The 14,537-nt window shown below is 51.1% G+C and carries 13 protein-coding genes; 3 read left to right on the top strand and 10 right to left on the bottom strand.

The features are described from left to right. Nucleotides 1-39 precede the first annotated feature (39 nt). Nucleotides 40-555 (bottom strand): gluconate 2-dehydrogenase subunit 3 family protein, encoded by a 516-nt coding sequence (locus ACYVIY_RS27840; RefSeq protein WP_460979940.1) that lies wholly within the window; start codon nucleotides 553-555, stop codon nucleotides 40-42. Nucleotides 556-780: 225 nt separating this feature from the next. Then, nucleotides 781-1,077, bottom strand: coding sequence for a hypothetical protein (locus tag ACYVIY_RS27835; RefSeq protein ID WP_460979921.1), 297 nt, complete (start codon nucleotides 1,075-1,077; stop codon nucleotides 781-783). Between the two features lie 194 nt (nucleotides 1,078-1,271). Here ACYVIY_RS27835 and ACYVIY_RS27830 point away from each other — a divergent pair, with 194 nt between their 5' ends. From ACYVIY_RS27830 to ACYVIY_RS27820, 3 genes are read left to right on the top strand one after another with little or no spacing between them, the layout of a single operon-like run. Then, on the top strand, nucleotides 1,272-1,949 hold the full coding sequence (locus ACYVIY_RS27830) for a response regulator (protein WP_460979920.1): 678 nt from the start codon (nucleotides 1,272-1,274) through the stop codon (nucleotides 1,947-1,949). Nucleotides 1,950-1,974: 25 nt separating this feature from the next. Continuing rightward, nucleotides 1,975-3,351: a sensor histidine kinase gene (locus ACYVIY_RS27825; RefSeq protein WP_460979919.1), complete on the top strand. Its 1,377-nt coding sequence runs from the start codon at nucleotides 1,975-1,977 to the stop codon at nucleotides 3,349-3,351. 56 nt (nucleotides 3,352-3,407) lie between these two features. Further along, complete coding sequence (locus ACYVIY_RS27820; protein ID WP_460979918.1) at nucleotides 3,408-3,563, top strand: hypothetical protein; 156 nt, start codon at nucleotides 3,408-3,410, stop codon at nucleotides 3,561-3,563. A 150-nt stretch (nucleotides 3,564-3,713) separates the two neighbouring features. Here ACYVIY_RS27820 and ACYVIY_RS27815 read toward each other — a convergent pair whose 3' ends face one another. From ACYVIY_RS27815 to wecB, 8 genes are all read right to left on the bottom strand, one after another. Next, nucleotides 3,714-5,159 carry a TolC family protein gene (locus ACYVIY_RS27815; protein ID WP_460979917.1) on the bottom strand — a complete coding sequence of 482 codons (1,446 nt, stop codon included), beginning with the start codon at nucleotides 5,157-5,159 and terminating at the stop codon, nucleotides 3,714-3,716. Then, nucleotides 5,152-8,358, bottom strand: a complete 3,207-nt coding sequence (locus tag ACYVIY_RS27810; protein ID WP_460979916.1) for an efflux RND transporter permease subunit — start codon at nucleotides 8,356-8,358, stop codon at nucleotides 5,152-5,154. The genes ACYVIY_RS27815 and ACYVIY_RS27810 overlap by 8 nt, the downstream gene beginning before the upstream one ends. Nucleotides 8,359-8,430: 72 nt before the next feature. After that, the gene (locus ACYVIY_RS27805; protein ID WP_460979915.1) at nucleotides 8,431-9,516 is read right to left on the bottom strand and encodes an efflux RND transporter periplasmic adaptor subunit; all 1,086 of its coding nucleotides are present in this window, start codon (nucleotides 9,514-9,516) and stop codon (nucleotides 8,431-8,433) included. 54 nt (nucleotides 9,517-9,570) lie between these two features. Continuing rightward, nucleotides 9,571-9,861 (bottom strand): hypothetical protein, encoded by a 291-nt coding sequence (locus ACYVIY_RS27800; protein WP_460979913.1) that lies wholly within the window; start codon nucleotides 9,859-9,861, stop codon nucleotides 9,571-9,573. A gap of 681 nt (nucleotides 9,862-10,542) precedes the next feature. Continuing rightward, entirely contained in the window at nucleotides 10,543-11,202 is a 660-nt protein-coding gene (locus ACYVIY_RS27795) for a hypothetical protein (RefSeq protein ID WP_460979912.1), read from the bottom strand. 14 nt (nucleotides 11,203-11,216) lie between these two features. Further along, nucleotides 11,217-12,662, bottom strand: coding sequence for a capsule assembly Wzi family protein (locus ACYVIY_RS27790; RefSeq protein ID WP_460979911.1), 1,446 nt, complete (start codon nucleotides 12,660-12,662; stop codon nucleotides 11,217-11,219). Nucleotides 12,663-12,787: 125 nt separating this feature from the next. Then, nucleotides 12,788-13,291: a UpxY family transcription antiterminator gene (locus ACYVIY_RS27785; protein WP_460979910.1), complete on the bottom strand. Its 504-nt coding sequence runs from the start codon at nucleotides 13,289-13,291 to the stop codon at nucleotides 12,788-12,790. A gap of 93 nt (nucleotides 13,292-13,384) precedes the next feature. Then, a complete protein-coding gene (gene wecB / locus ACYVIY_RS27780) occupies nucleotides 13,385-14,530 on the bottom strand; it encodes a non-hydrolyzing UDP-N-acetylglucosamine 2-epimerase (RefSeq protein ID WP_460979909.1) in 1,146 nt (381 codons plus the stop codon). Between the last annotated feature and the right edge of the window lie 7 nt (nucleotides 14,531-14,537).

Genomic DNA, 14,537 nt, shown 5'->3' with positions numbered 1-14,537 from the left:
GATTCATGACGACTAACGGCAAATGTCAATGAACGACGTCTATTTTGTTTGGGAAATCGCCTTGGAAGGAACAGGTACACAGCCGTAGTAATGGCCGGGCATAAATTGGTAGTGCGTCAGATTGGTCATTACGTACTCCGAGCTCATGTAGCCCCGAATGGTCAGCCCTTTCACCAGTCCGTAAAAATCTTTCTGCGCCGAATCGGTTGATTGGGCAAGTTGAGTCAGAAGCGCCGTACGCTGCGTTACGTCGCCTTCGGCAAAGGGCTTACCGAACGTTTTTCTGGCCAGTTCATCGGTGGTAGTCAGGCCGTTCCGAAGCGCATCCTGCGCCTTCGCGTCGTAGCAATCCGCGACCATTTTCTGAATGAACTGGTGAACGTTCAGAGCCTTAGCGCCTGGTGTATCGGTGGCCGGAATGATCGTTTCGGCGATGTCGGCGAGCAGCGTATCTTGACCAGGGGAGAGAAACGGATCGGCGGAGCGAACTGTTTCGGCGGTCCAGCCAGATGCCCAGGCGGGCAGGCTGATTAGTCCGCCAACCGCTACAGCCATTGTTTTTAACGCATTACGTCTTTCCACAAACTTGTATCTAGAATTCTGTTTATTCTTTCAAAGATACAACAGTGGGCCACGAAATTATATAGGGTTTTCCCTTAATCTTTCAAGTCGCTACTACTATTGTGCTATAATTCGTTTTTTAGCGTTTTAATACGTGCGGAGTCTAACCGGAGTCATTTCTCAGGCCAGTGGTACGGTTCGGCTCATCGGCCGGGCGGGTCAGCGTCGCAGCGTATCTTTTTTGGGTTTGCCTACCGGTATGCCAACGCCGAAGGCGCGGGGGTCACTGGGCGGAGCCGTTCTGACTTTCCCTTTGCGCTGGGCAGGCTGCGCTGCCGGTACGGCGTTCGGACGGGGCGACGATTGCATCAGCGCCCCTGGCGAAGAGACCGGCGAATCGATGCCTGGAATCAAGACCTGCGTCTGGGCAGGACCCTGGGTTTGTTTGGTCGAATCGTTCTGGGCGAAACAGACGGATGTATACAGACTGGCAAGAAGAAACAGGAACGGGCGCATACCGGTTGAGTTTATAGTTGGACGGCGTATTGCCTCATCAATACGTTCTCTATAGTCAACCATTTACCAGAAGCAAAGTTTGTGATACATGCTACCCAGAACCAGTATATCAGACCAGCGAGGCCTGTCGGTTATGGGTATCAGAAACAGGTCCGTCGGCGTGTTAGCGGCCGGAGTCTTAACTTATCATTATAATGAAACTGTTAGTCGTTGAAGATGAGCCGAAAACCTTACAAGCCATTCAGCAGGGTTTAGAAGAAAGTCGGTTTGATGTAGATATTGCCTACGACGGCCTGATCGCCAAGCGGCTGGCCCTTAAGAACAATTACGCGGCCATTATCACCGACGTTATCTTACCCGGCCTGAACGGCTACGAACTGTGCCGACAGCTGCGGGCCGCGGGCGTAACGACGCCGATCCTGTTGTTAACGGCCCTCGGCGAAAGCGACGACCGAATTGTGGGTTTCGATTCAGGGGCTGACCAGTACCTGACCAAGCCATTTCAGTTTGCCGAACTCCTGGCCCGCATCCGTTCCCTGACCAAACGTGGAATGCAGGTGTCCATGACCTCTCAGACGCTGCGCTACAGCGATCTGGAAATGAACCTGGACACGAAAAGTGTTACCCGGGCCGGGCAGGTCGTTGAATTGACCGCCCGCGAGTTTGCCCTGCTGGAATACCTCCTGCGCAATCAGGGACGGGTTTTATCGAAGCCCGAAATTGCCGAACACGTCTGGGACATTAATTTCGATACAGGTACCAACGTCGTTGAAGTCTACATTAACTACCTCCGCAAAAAAGTGGACAAAGACTTTCCGACGAAACTAATCCATACGCTGTTTGGCATGGGCTACGTGCTGAAAGAAGAGTAACCATACAGCCCCGCTTCTTCGATCTATGACCATCCGCTCACGGTTAACGTTACGGTTTACGGGCCTGGTGTCGGCTATCCTCGCGTTGACCTTCGCCAGTATTTACGGCTTCTGCTGGTATTACATCTCCTCGGATTTTTACCATCGGCTCGACCGAAAAGCGCATACCTACGGCGAACTCTTCCTACGGCAACGGATGGAACCTCAACTGCTGCGAAGAATGAGCCGCTTACGGAAAGATCAACTGCCCGATCAAAAAATAACCGTATATAACATTCGGAACACGCCCATTTTTACCACCAACGATGCCATAACGCTTGGTATGCCCGCCCGCGAACTGGATGCAGTCCGGCGTAAGGAGCTACGCGATTTCAGGTGGCAGCGGTACTACGTATCCGGCATTCGCTATAAATTGCCCACTGGTACCTACGTAGTGATTGCCAGCGCCCGGAACGTATATGGCGATGAATTTCTGCGCACCCTGCTCGTTACGTTTGGGCTGCTCTTTCTGGCGATCTGTGCGATCGTAGCCTTTGCCGGGCGGCTCTACGCCGGTGACGCCTTGCAACCGATGCAACAAATCGAAGAACAGTTGAGTGACATTTTTCCGCGTACGTTACACGAGCGGCTGCGCGTCAGTGAGGAGAACGACGAGATCAGCCGGTTATCGGCGACCATCAACCGACTCCTCGACCGCATTGAAGAGTCGTTTCGGTTGCAGCGCATGTTCGTGGCCAACGTATCGCACGAGTTGAAAAACCCGCTCACCCAGATCAGTTCGCAGTTGGAGGTAAGCCTGCTTAACCGTCGCGAACCCGAATCGTACCAGCAGACGATTCGCTCGGTCCTCGAAGATGTAGGCAATTTGTCGACCCTGACGCGTGAACTCCTTCAGCTCTCCCAGGTCAACGCAGCCGATGCTGCGGGCCTGCTGACGGATCTGGTGCGTTTAGACGAGATTGTTTGGGATGTTCGCGATGAGATAAATACCATCAATCCCCGCTATACCGTAAAGGTTGACCTCGGTGAGCTGCCCGACGATTTCGACCAGTTGACAGTACCCGGCAATGGGGCCTTGCTCCGAACTGCCCTGAAAAACCTGACCGAGAACGCCTGCAAGTTTTCGTCCGACAGTCAGGCGTTCATTGACGTTACGTTCGAGGATAAAGTGGCCTGCATCAGCGTCCGTAACAACGGCGAGTCGATTCCAGCCGAAGATTTGCCTTACATTTTTGAACCCTTCTACCGGTCCCGGCAAACCGCCGACGTCCGGGGCTATGGCGTGGGGCTTTCGCTGGTCAAGCAAATTATCCGCCTGCACCAGGGTCGACTCACTGTCAGTTCGTCGGCGAATGAGCCAACAATATTTCGGATTGAACTACCGCGCAGCGACCTATTTTAAGCAAATTCTAAGCCGCTCCTTAGGCGTATCTAAGCACTCAGGCCTAGTTTTGAACCATGGCACAACTCATTGATAAACCTGAACATAGCGAGCCCTCTTCACGGTCTCAGTCCTCCCGGCGTCCCGATTATTTGCTATGGCTCATGGCTGGCTTGTTCCTACTGGCTGTGCTCATCGGCTTACTGACGGATGTCCCTTCTATGCTGTGGTAAGTTCGACAGCGACATACGTACTAGTAGTCTATTCATCGAATTTCAGCCACGATTTCTGCTTTCGACAGCCCAAAAAAGACCCTCTTCGAACGGGCTGCCCTAGTCAGCAAATCCGTTTAAAGAAGGTCTTTCAGCTATTCGATTCCCTTGTTAATTCCAGCCGCCACCCAATGCCCGGTACGTATTCACCATGGCATTCAGTTGCTGCATTTTCGTTTCGACGAGATCGAACCGTGATTCTAGCGCGTCGCGTTGCGTTAACAGAACTTCCATATAATCCGCCCGGGCCGATTTGAACAGCGTATTCGAAATGTTTGTCGACTGAATCAGGGCGTCCACCTGCCGGGCTTTTAGATCATAGCTCTTTTGCAGGTTGTTGATGCTGGCCAACTGGTTGGCTACTTCGATGTAAGCGTTTAATATGGTCCGTTCGTAGTTATAAACCGCCTGAATCTGCCGGGCATTGGCACTGTAATACAGTGACTTGATCGCATTCCGGTTGACCAGCGGCCGGGTTAAGCCCCCAATCAACGAATACAGAAAAGATTCGGGCGTTAACAACTGGACAGGATTATACGAGTTAAATCCGACGGCGGCAGAAAGGTCCAGCGAAGGCAGGAAGTTGGCCCGAGCCACCTGCACGTCCAGCCTGGCGGCTTCCAGGTCGCGTTCGGCCCGCCGGATGTCAGGCCGGTTCTGCAACAGTTGCGAGGGAATACCGGCGTGCATGGCTTCGGGCACTAACGCATTGAAATCCTGCGAACTCCGTTGAACGCGTTGCGGAAAGCGACCCACCAGGAAATTGATTCGGTTTTCCGTTTCGGTGATTCGCTGCTGAATGTCGTATTGAAGGCTTTGGGTACGTAACACCTGCGCTTCAAACCGACGTACCGCCAGTTCTGTCACTTTAGCCGATTCCTTCTCGATCCGAACGATGGATAAGGCATTGGTCTGAATGTCAATATTCTTTCTGACAATATCCAGTTGCGTATCGAGTCCCAGCAGTTCGTAATAGGAATTAGCGATTTCGGCAACCAGGTTCGTGACCGTGAAGTTCCGTCCCTCGATGCTGGACAGATACCGGACTGCCGCAGCTCGTTTTGCGTTGTGCAGCTTATTCCAGATATCGACCTGCCAGGATACGCGGGCGGCCAGCAAAAAATCGGGTAGTGGATTTGGGAAACGCTTACCGGGTGCGATCTCCGTACTTTCTTCAATCGCCCCTGGCCGCGTATACCGGCCAACCTTGTCGACGCCCGCGCCCGCTTCCAGATTTACAAACGGCAGGTACTCCCCGGTCCGGGCTCTGATTTCGTTTTGGGCGACCTGAATCTCCTGCAACGTAATGTTCAGCTCCTGGTTGTTGCTTAGGGCCGTATCGATCAGGGCAGCCAGGTATGGATCAGTGAAAAATTCCCGCCACTTAAGTTTACCCGAGTTAACGGTATCCTGAACTGCGTTATAACTTGTAGGAACGGTTCGGTTCTCGGTCCGTCCAACCAATGCCGGGGTTTTGCATGACGTTATGGCGAACGTCATGCAGGCAATCGGTACAACGACGCGGCCCAGTCCTATTGATATGAGTTTTCTAAACATGGTTCGTACTTTCTTCTTCGATTACGGGAAACGTATCTAACTGGTGAACCAGATTGTCGGACAGCGAATCATCTTCTTCGTCTTGGATCATCTTCCGACCATCGGCCAACGTACCAAAGATGTAGTACAGGCCGGGGATGATGATGACCCCGAAAATGGTACCGAACAGCATGCCTCCCAGCGCAGACGCGCCGATCGTACGGTTCCCAATGGCACCGGCCCCCGTGGCAATAATCAACGGGATCAGACCGGCCACGAAGGCGAATGAAGTCATCAGAATCGGACGGAAACGAACTTTCGCGCCTTCGATGGCCGCATTCAGAATCGTTTCGCCCTGCTGTCGCTTCTGCACGGCAAACTCGACGATCAAGACGGCGTTTTTACCCAACAGACCAACCAGCATGATGAGCCCGATCTGAGCGTAGATGTTGTTTTCCAGCCCCATCATCTTGAGCACCAGGAACGAACCAAATACCCCTACTGGCAGGGAGAACACCACGGCCAGCGGAATGATAAAGCTTTCGTACTGAGCGGCCAGCACAAAGTACACGAAGGCCAAGACAATCAGGAACACGTAAAGAGCTTCATTCCCCCGGCCCGCTTCGTCGTAGGAAAGACCCTCGAAAGCGATGTCATATCCTTTCGGCAACGTCTTGGCAGCCACTTCCCGTACGGCCTGGATGGCATCGGCCGTGGTATAGCCTTTAGCCGGAAGCCCCTGAATGGCCGCCGAATTATACAGGTTGAAGCGGGTAATTTCGTTGGGTCCCTGCCCTTTCTTCAACTTCATGAAGGCCGAATACGGCACCATTTCTCCTTCATCATTTTTCACAAACAGCTTTAGCAGATCAGAGGGAAGCCGTCTGAAGCTAGGATCAGACTGTACGTATACCTTAAAGAACTGGTTATACTTGATAAACCCTTGTTCGTACGTACTACCGATCATGATGTTGAGGTTATCCATCGCCTTTCCGATCGATACGCCTTTTTGCATGGCCAGCTTATTGTCGATCTCCAGTTCGTACTGCGGATAGTTCGCGGCAAAGAAGGTAAACAAGCCCGTAAGCTCTTTCCGCTTGCCCAGATTATCCATGAACTCCTTGTTGATTTTATCGAACTCCCGGTAGTCCGTGTCGGTTGTTTTGTCCAACAAACGCATGGAGAACCCACCCGACGTACCAAAGCCGGGGATGGCTGGTGGTTCAAAATACTCAACGGTAGCGCCCAGATTTTTCGACTTTTCCTCCAGCTCTTCCATGATCTCCTTCACATTATGATCGCGTTCCGACCAGGGTTTCAGGTTGATGAGACACGTACCGGCATTGGAGCCCCGACCTTCCGTCATGATCTCGTAACCGGCCAGCGAAGAGACCGATTCAATGCCGGGCACCTCTTCACATATCCGCTGAAGTCGGCGAGACACTTCGTTAGTTTTTTCGAGCGTAGAGCCCGGTGGCGTTTGAATAATGGCGTAAATCGTGCTCTGGTCTTCATTCGGAATAAAGCCCGCTGGCAGTATTTTATTCACCAATACGGTTCCCAGACAGAAAGCGATCAGGATGGCGAACGTAACGAAGCGTCGGCTAACGATTATTTTCAACAGCCCTACGTAGCGACCCGTCATTTTATCGAATCCCCGGTTGAAACTGTCGAGCGCTTTGGTGAGCAGGTTCTTCTTCCGGGCGTGTCCATGGTGGTTTTTCAGCAGCATGGCGCACAACACGGGCGTAAGCGTCAAAGCGATCAGGGCCGAAATCACAATGGAACTGGCCATGGTGATGGAGAACTGCCGATAGAACGTACCGACCGGCCCCGACATAAATGAGATCGGCAGGAACACCGATACCATGACGGCGGTGATGGCGATAATGGCCCCGCTGATCTCACCCAGCACTTTCTTAACCGCGCCGAAGGGTGTCAGATGCGGCTCTTCTTCCATCTTGGCGTGCACGGCTTCCACCACCACAATGGCGTCATCGACCACGATACCAATGGCCAGTACGAGGGCGAAGAGCGTAATCAGGTTGATGGATATTCCGAAGAACTGAATCACAAAAAACGCTCCGATCAGGGATACCGGAACCGCCAGGATCGGGATCAGCGTAGACCGCCAGTCGCCCAGGAAGATGAACACCACAAAGGCTACGAGGATGAACGCATCGCGCAGCGTATGGATTACCTGCTCGATCGACGCATCCAGGAACTGAGACACGTCATAGCTGATTTTGTAATCAACGCCCGGCGGAAAAGAGCCTTTCATGACTTCAAGCTTCTTTTTCACTTCGGCAATAACGTCACTAGCATTACTGCCGTAGTTCTGCCGTAAGACAATAGCGGCCGACGCATGACCATCCAGGTTGGAATAGATATCAAAGAATTCGCTGCCTAATTCAACCTTGGCAATATCCCTCAGGTGTATGCTTTCCCCGGCTGAGTTTGCCCGGATAATAATCCCTTCGTATTCTTCGGGCTTGTTATACCGGCCTTTATAGGTAAGTACGTACTCCAGCGACTGAGCCGCGATACCGGAGCTTTGACCGATCCGACCGGGCCGACCGATGATACTCTGTTCCCCGATGGCTTTCATCACCTCTTCGGTGGAGATGTTATAGGCCCGCATGCGCTCGGGATTTAACCAGATCCGCATGGCATAGCGCCGACTACCCAAGATCTGCGCCCGGGCTACCCCTTTGGTCCGCTGGATCTCCGGGATCATTTTCACCGTAGCGTAGTTGAACAGAAATTTTTCGTCAATGCTCTTTTCCTTCGAATAGAGGTTGACATACATCAACATACTGGGCTGAACTGGTGTAATGATAACCCCTTCGCGCTGAACCAGTTCGGGCAGCAGCGGCATTACCTGGTCCACCCTGGTCTTTACCCTGATAACGGCGTCGTTGGGGTCAGTACCGGGCTCAAATATGATACGGAGGGTTGCTTCACCGGCGCTGGTGGCATCGGTCGCGATGTAGCGCATATCCTGAACCCCGTTGATCGCCTGTTCCAGCGTAATCAGCGTGGATTTAACCAGTACGTCGGCACTGGAACCGGGATACGCAATGAATATATTGACCGTGGTGGGGGCAATATCGGGGAACTGTGAGATCGGCAACCGGGTGATAGCCAGTATTCCCACAAAGACGATCATGACCGATATTACGATAGCGAATACGGGTCTGCGTATGAATTTACTGAACATATATACTGCTGTTTCGGCGCGGGATTTCCGCACGGTGGTTCAACCGCGCCGTCCGATGTTTAGATGATTAACTTATTCGGCGTATAGACTCAGATGCGAGACAACATCCTCAGGCTGAACGAATTTGGCGTGTATCTTTTCGTTTTCTTTCACCTGCCGTAAGCCTTCCAGCAGAATTCGATCGTTTTTACTAAGCCCGCTTTTCACGACGAAAATGTGGGGCATTTCGGCTGCAATGCTGATCTCTCTCGACCGGATTACGTTGTTCTTGTCCACTACGTACACGTACTTCTTTTCCAGCACTTCGAAAGTGGCTTTCTGCGGAATAATCAAAGCATGTTTAAGCGGTACCGTCATCCGGACGTTACCTGTTTCGCCGTGACGCAGGAGACCTTTCGGATTCGGGAACGTAGCCCGGAAGGCGATGTTCCCGGTTTCGTTGTTGAAATCAGCCTCAATGGTTTGTACGATGCCGGGATATGGGAACAGTTCGTTATTCGCCATCATCAGGTTCACGTGCGTCTGGTTATCTTTCTGGGTGCGCGTTTTGAAGTCGAGGTATTCGGCTTCCGGTACGTTGAAATACACCCACATTTTGCTGTTGTCCGACAGTGTCGTCAGCAGATCGCCTTCGTCGACCAGACTACCCAACCGAACCTGGAAGTGATCCATGATACCGCTGAACGGGGCCCGTATCTGGGTAAACTGCAAATGCGTTTTAGCCAGCGAGACCTCAGCGTTTGCCTTGTCGAACTTGGCCTTCGCCAGCGCCAGTTCATTTTTGGATACGATGTTGCTATCGGCCAGGCGTTTCGTGTTCTGATATTCGATACCCACGTAGTTGGCTTCTGCCTGCGATTTTTGCAGCTCAGCATTGTAGACTACAGGCATGATCTGAAACATCAGTTGTCCTTTCTGAACATACTGGCCTTCGTCCACAAAAATCTTTTGCAGGTAGCCCTTTTCTAAAGCCCTTACTTCAATGTGCTGAATGGAATGGACTTGAGACACATACTCTTTAACCGCCGTTGTATCTTTTATCAACGGACTCGTAACCTGGAACTGGACCTCTTCTTCTTTCTGTTCTTCGGCCTTCGTTGAGCAGCCAATGTTGCCCGCTAGGGCACATACGCTCAGGAGGATGAGGATTCTATTCATAAGAATCTTAAGTGACATGGCTTGATTATAAGGGGTTTGTACTGTTGGATATTATTATTTTGAAGCGGTACGCTGAACGGTGACTTCCTGACCAGGAGGAGCGTTAGGTGCCTGCTCCAATCGATAGATTACACTGTCCTTCTGTAGATTAGCCCGTTGGCAATCCGAAAGCTGCTGTTGCCAGACCATATTATCTACGGTATGGCCTGAACTGCTTAGATCAAATTCATAAATGCTTCGCTGGTGGCTTTGCTCATACAGCAGAAAGCCATTGAACACTAGCGAGAGCGCCAGTGCGAGTCCAAAACTGTAAAGCAAAATCGAGGGAAAATACCGACGTTGCATAGCTTGTATTTGTGTTTAGTGATACAAAACAAGCCGGTGACATTAGAACCGTATGAGAGGAAAATTAGAAGATATTAGAAACGTACTAAGTGTGTAGAGCACTAAAGCGTTTTAACTAACCAATCACTTAATATAATACAATAATTTATCCGAATAGCTTAATGTGCTATGTGTTGAGTGTGCCTAGGAGCAAAAAGCGCCTGTTGTTCTGGCCTCATGCATTGTGGCCTTCCGGACAACACGTTCTGTTAAGATCAGGAGGGATAGGTACTGAGGTTAGTATGAAAATGGCCTGTGACTAAATCAGGTAAGTTCTTTAACCGAAACATAGCCTGTGTTGTACCCTTCCCAACCTCCCCTCGAAGGGGAAGAGTTTTCTTGCAAGCTAGTTTAGTTCTGCTCCTCCCCTTCGAGGGGAGGTCGGGAGGGGTACAACAGCGCTTGAGCAAGGGAGCATAAGAAGCTCCCAATACTTACCTCGAACGAGTATTAATGTATTGTAATAAATCTGCCCGCTTAACGGTGCCAAATGGCACCGTTAAGCGGGCAGCTAATCTTTTGCAAGTTGACCTGTATGCCAGCGCGTTATGTCAAACGAATGACTCTGTGGAAAAGGGCCTCAGCTTTCTCAGGGATTGGGTTTATAACATGCCACTGCGGTACAGCGTAAGATTTGGCAGCTTAGAAACTGGCTTCAAGGCCAATGTTTCCAGCGGTTGTCACGCCCAGTCTTACGGCTTGCAAGCCCGAAGTGGGTCGATTCGACAAGACGCTGGCATTGTAGACATTAATTGATTTGGCCGTTAATCCGTTTGAAATTTCGATCAGACACAAGCCGCTAACTAACAAGCCTACGCCACCCAGCAACGCAGGCAAACTCCGGCTGGTATACGCAACCAGTACGTCCGGAGGGCTTGGGTTAGCGGGCGTACCAACCCCTCTGGCATAGGCAGTTTTTTGGGTACCTTTCAGAGCTATATAACTGACAACTATCCCAGATACGCCCAACAGGGGCCCGATTGGCTTCAGTAACTGCCCCCGTTGGTAGAATGCCTGAGCCTGACTATTCTCACTTAGCAATTGACTAATGGAACGTCGACTCAACCGGTTACCGTGCTGAATGACCGCCGTCGAGAAAAAACTCCGTTTCGTCCAGAGGGAATCCGGCTCACTATACGAATCTGTTCGAACTGACCGTGTTATGTTCCCTTCGGCACCAGCCCGTATCTCCGCTAATACAGGCCGTGAACTAAATTGCCCGCAAACCGTAGTCGGCAAGAGCGCTGATCCGGCCAAAAGCAGCAACAGGGTACGTATAATTAGTTCACGAAATACGGGCATGAATGAAACAACGATTAAAAATTCCGACTCGCGAGCAGACTGATACCAACAGTTTGTTTGAGAACCCCGGCTCCATCGTAGCCAATAGTAGCCGTCAGTCGATTTTCCTTGATGGTAAACATAAGCTGCTGCTGAATAGACAACTGGGTATAGCTTAACGACGTACTGTAGTTCCCTAAATTATTGCTGAGCGAAATTCGGGTCAGCAGATCAAGCGCTCCGTACCGGCTTTGGACGCCCAGCGTGAGCGCATTGACGCGGTTGTTAACGATGTAATGAGGATTTTTAGCCAGATTCTGGGGTAAGCCAGTGGTATAGTTAAGTGGCATAATAAACGGCGTACCGATCGTCTGGCGTTTATACACCCAACCATCAATGTACCGGCCATTATTGAAATAATCTTCGTACCCCCGCAGTTGGGGCGTCCCACCCGCCCTTCCCGATGGAAGGGGCCCGCCCTGATTCGACGTATGCAGGTATTCGAGCACAATCCGCTGAATGCCCTGCTTCGCCTGTTTGCGAGTCAGGGATAAACCGGTCAGGCCGTCGGCAATGTTGTTGAGATAAAATAAAGCGCCTGCTTCGTAAATCGACTGCCGATAGATGAACCAGTGGTTTTGCTCGTCTTCGTAGTCAATTCCCAGGTCGAAGGTGCCCAGGTGATTTCCAACCCGGTTTCCGCCTTCGGCCGAGGCTGCGTTATTGCTGATGGTCAGCGTATCGAGTTCATAGAGCGACTTACCCGTAACCACAAACACGTACGACTGCCAGTCTGATCCAAACTGGGTGATCCGTACGCCACTGTCAAACCGGGGATACAATACAGTGCCCCCCCACTGCACCTGGTGGTTAAAACCGGCCTGAATCTTGATGCGCCAGTCGGGTTTGCCAATTCGCACGTAGAAGCTTTTCTGGTGCAGGTAATAATTGGCCACTGAATCCGACCGCCCAAACCAGCCATGCGCGTAATTGCCCCGAATGGCAAGCAGGCCATTTTTGAGTATCGGTGTATAGGTCGGGATAGAAAGCTGTAGTTTCGGCATCGGCAGGGCATTCCCCGACCAGATATACGAACCCGCGCTCAATGCGGAATCGGCAAGCCCGAAGACTTCGCGCCGTCGGCCCGCGTAAAATTCAAAAGCGCCGTAGCAAACCTTGCCGTAAGCCTCCGAGAGCAAAAACTGATTTGTTGCCCCTGCGTTTAATACGCCCCGAACTCCGTACCCATACGAGATTTTTTTGTCAGCTAGCGGGGCAAAATTGCCAGTTGCCTGAGCCCGCACGGTAAACCCCGGCGACTCCAGCGGAACCTCGCCGTATTGATTGGAACGTACCCAAAATGGATTAGTCTCCGCCGTTGCCAGAAACAGGCCAGCCTCTACGCGATACTGCGTCTTATTGCCGATAGTCTGTGCGTTTCCGTCCAGGCTGCCCAGCACAAGACCAACGGAAATTAACAAAATCCGGTAACAAATCTGATTAACCCTCAACGCTCAAAACTAACTAGGTGTGTAAACAGACGAATGCTTTACTGCTCTACCACAAACCGTGCCTTACTGCCCTATACCGGCAGTAATTCTAGGAATTAAGAACGTAGTGGTTTTCCTAATTTATCGATAAGAGTTCTGCCTGTATCGACGGAAATACTCACCCCCAGTGATTCGATACGTAACACCAGCTTTTTACCTTGTTGTGCTACAACCTGACCTTCCTGCTCCATAAACAAGCCGGAACCAATACGTACCTTATCCGATACGTTGTACTGCTGAACCTGAATGGCCTGGTGGTCAAAATCGTTGAGAAGTTTTTTGATTACGTCGATCTCCTCTTCCCTGACGATGGCCGGCTTTTGCAGCCAATAGAGGTACCCTACTACCCCAGCCACGCCAAACACCCGGTTGCGGTCTTTTTCATCGACATGCACGAAACAGTACGATCTGAACAGCGGCTTTTCTATCAGCTTCGTCCGGTCCGACCATTTCCGCTTCTCCTTTATAATAGGGCAATACACAGTTACGTTTCGCTGCCGAAGACCCTCCGCCACGCGCTTCTCTGTATTTGACTTCGTGTATAGTACAAACCAAGGCATAGTAATATCAGCTTGCAGGTAAAGTGTATAAAAAAACACCAAATTTATAATATGCATGTATTATAAACTAGAAGATACCTACGAAGAATTTAACTAAACCGATTGGATAAGGATATCAATAATTTTTCGAGCGGCCTGCCCATCGCCGTACAAAGCCGGAAACATTACGTTATCAGCCTGGTAATAAGCCACAAACCCCGCCACAATCTTGTCTGGATCGGCGTCGCAGAGCTTGGCAGCTCCCTGCGCCACGAGTTCGACCCATTCTGTTTCGGCCCGCAGAACCAAACAGTATTTGTTAAAGAAATATGCTTCTTTTTGCACGCCCCCCGAATCGGTTATTACTAGTTTGGCGTGTTGCTCCAGACAGATCATATCCAGAAACGAGACGGGTGACAGAAGTACAATCGCCGGATTTGATAGAATGCTCTGGTAAAGCTTCGGTTCCAGGTGGGCCGCCATCTGCTTTGCAGTGCGCGGATGGACTGGTATCACCAGTTTGGCCCCATAGCTGGTAGTCAGGAGCTGTAGAGCCGTAAAAATGGCGTTCAACCGATCAGCCTGATCTGTATTCGCATTTCGATGGATGGTTACCAGTACGTAGCGGTTCGGCTCAAGTTGGTTTTCGTGCAGAATGGTCGATTGTTCAGCGGCTATTGCTGAAAAGTACAGGCTATTGTCATACATGACGTCACCGACCTGAAATAGCCCCGGATTATCGACCGTATAGGGCGGCTGCGCATCGATACGAAACCCTTCGCTAAGCAAATTGGTGTAGCCCGTTTGTGTGGGGGTGAACAAAAACGTGGAAACATGATCCGCCAGAATCCGATTTATTTCTTCCGGCATCTGCTTGTTAAACGAGCGTAACCCCGCTTCAACGTGCACGATGGGAACGTGCAGTTTGGCGGCTGCAATGGCCCCCGCAAGCGTCGAATTTGTGTCGCCGTAAATAATAAGGCAATCAGGCTTTTCGGCCTGAATAACCTCTTCGATACCGATAATCATGCGGGCCGTTTGAACACCGTGGCTATCGGAGCCAACCTGAAGATTATAGTCAGGTTCGGGGAGGTGTAGCTCACTAAAAAATACCGCCGACATGGACGGGTCGTAATGCTGCCCCGTATGAACGATTACTTCTCGAACACAATCGGCATACTCGTTTTTTATGACTCTACTGATCGCGGCCGATTTAATGATCTGTGGTCGGGCGCCGATAATGGTGAGCAGTTTGAGCACGGGATCG

It is taken from the genome of Spirosoma knui (assembly GCF_054780635.1).
This window is presented reverse-complemented; position numbering and strand designations above follow the sequence as displayed.

Excerpts from the sequence above, each read along its gene's own strand:
- ACYVIY_RS27840 (WP_460979940.1), bottom strand. The coding sequence starts at position 555 with ATGGCTGTAGCGGTTGGCGGACTAATCAGCCTGCCCGCCTGGGCATCT.
- ACYVIY_RS27835 (WP_460979921.1), bottom strand. The coding sequence starts at position 1,077 with ATGCGCCCGTTCCTGTTTCTTCTTGCCAGTCTGTATACATCCGTCTGT.
- ACYVIY_RS27830 (WP_460979920.1), top strand. The coding sequence starts at position 1,272 with ATGAAACTGTTAGTCGTTGAAGATGAGCCGAAAACCTTACAAGCCATT.
- ACYVIY_RS27825 (WP_460979919.1), top strand. The coding sequence starts at position 1,975 with ATGACCATCCGCTCACGGTTAACGTTACGGTTTACGGGCCTGGTGTCG.
- ACYVIY_RS27820 (WP_460979918.1), top strand. The coding sequence starts at position 3,408 with ATGGCACAACTCATTGATAAACCTGAACATAGCGAGCCCTCTTCACGG.
- ACYVIY_RS27815 (WP_460979917.1), bottom strand. The coding sequence starts at position 5,159 with ATGTTTAGAAAACTCATATCAATAGGACTGGGCCGCGTCGTTGTACCG.
- ACYVIY_RS27810 (WP_460979916.1), bottom strand. The coding sequence starts at position 8,358 with ATGTTCAGTAAATTCATACGCAGACCCGTATTCGCTATCGTAATATCG.
- ACYVIY_RS27805 (WP_460979915.1), bottom strand. The coding sequence starts at position 9,516 with ATGAATAGAATCCTCATCCTCCTGAGCGTATGTGCCCTAGCGGGCAAC.
- ACYVIY_RS27800 (WP_460979913.1), bottom strand. The coding sequence starts at position 9,861 with ATGCAACGTCGGTATTTTCCCTCGATTTTGCTTTACAGTTTTGGACTC.
- ACYVIY_RS27795 (WP_460979912.1), bottom strand. The coding sequence starts at position 11,202 with ATGCCCGTATTTCGTGAACTAATTATACGTACCCTGTTGCTGCTTTTG.
- ACYVIY_RS27785 (WP_460979910.1), bottom strand. The coding sequence starts at position 13,291 with ATGCCTTGGTTTGTACTATACACGAAGTCAAATACAGAGAAGCGCGTG.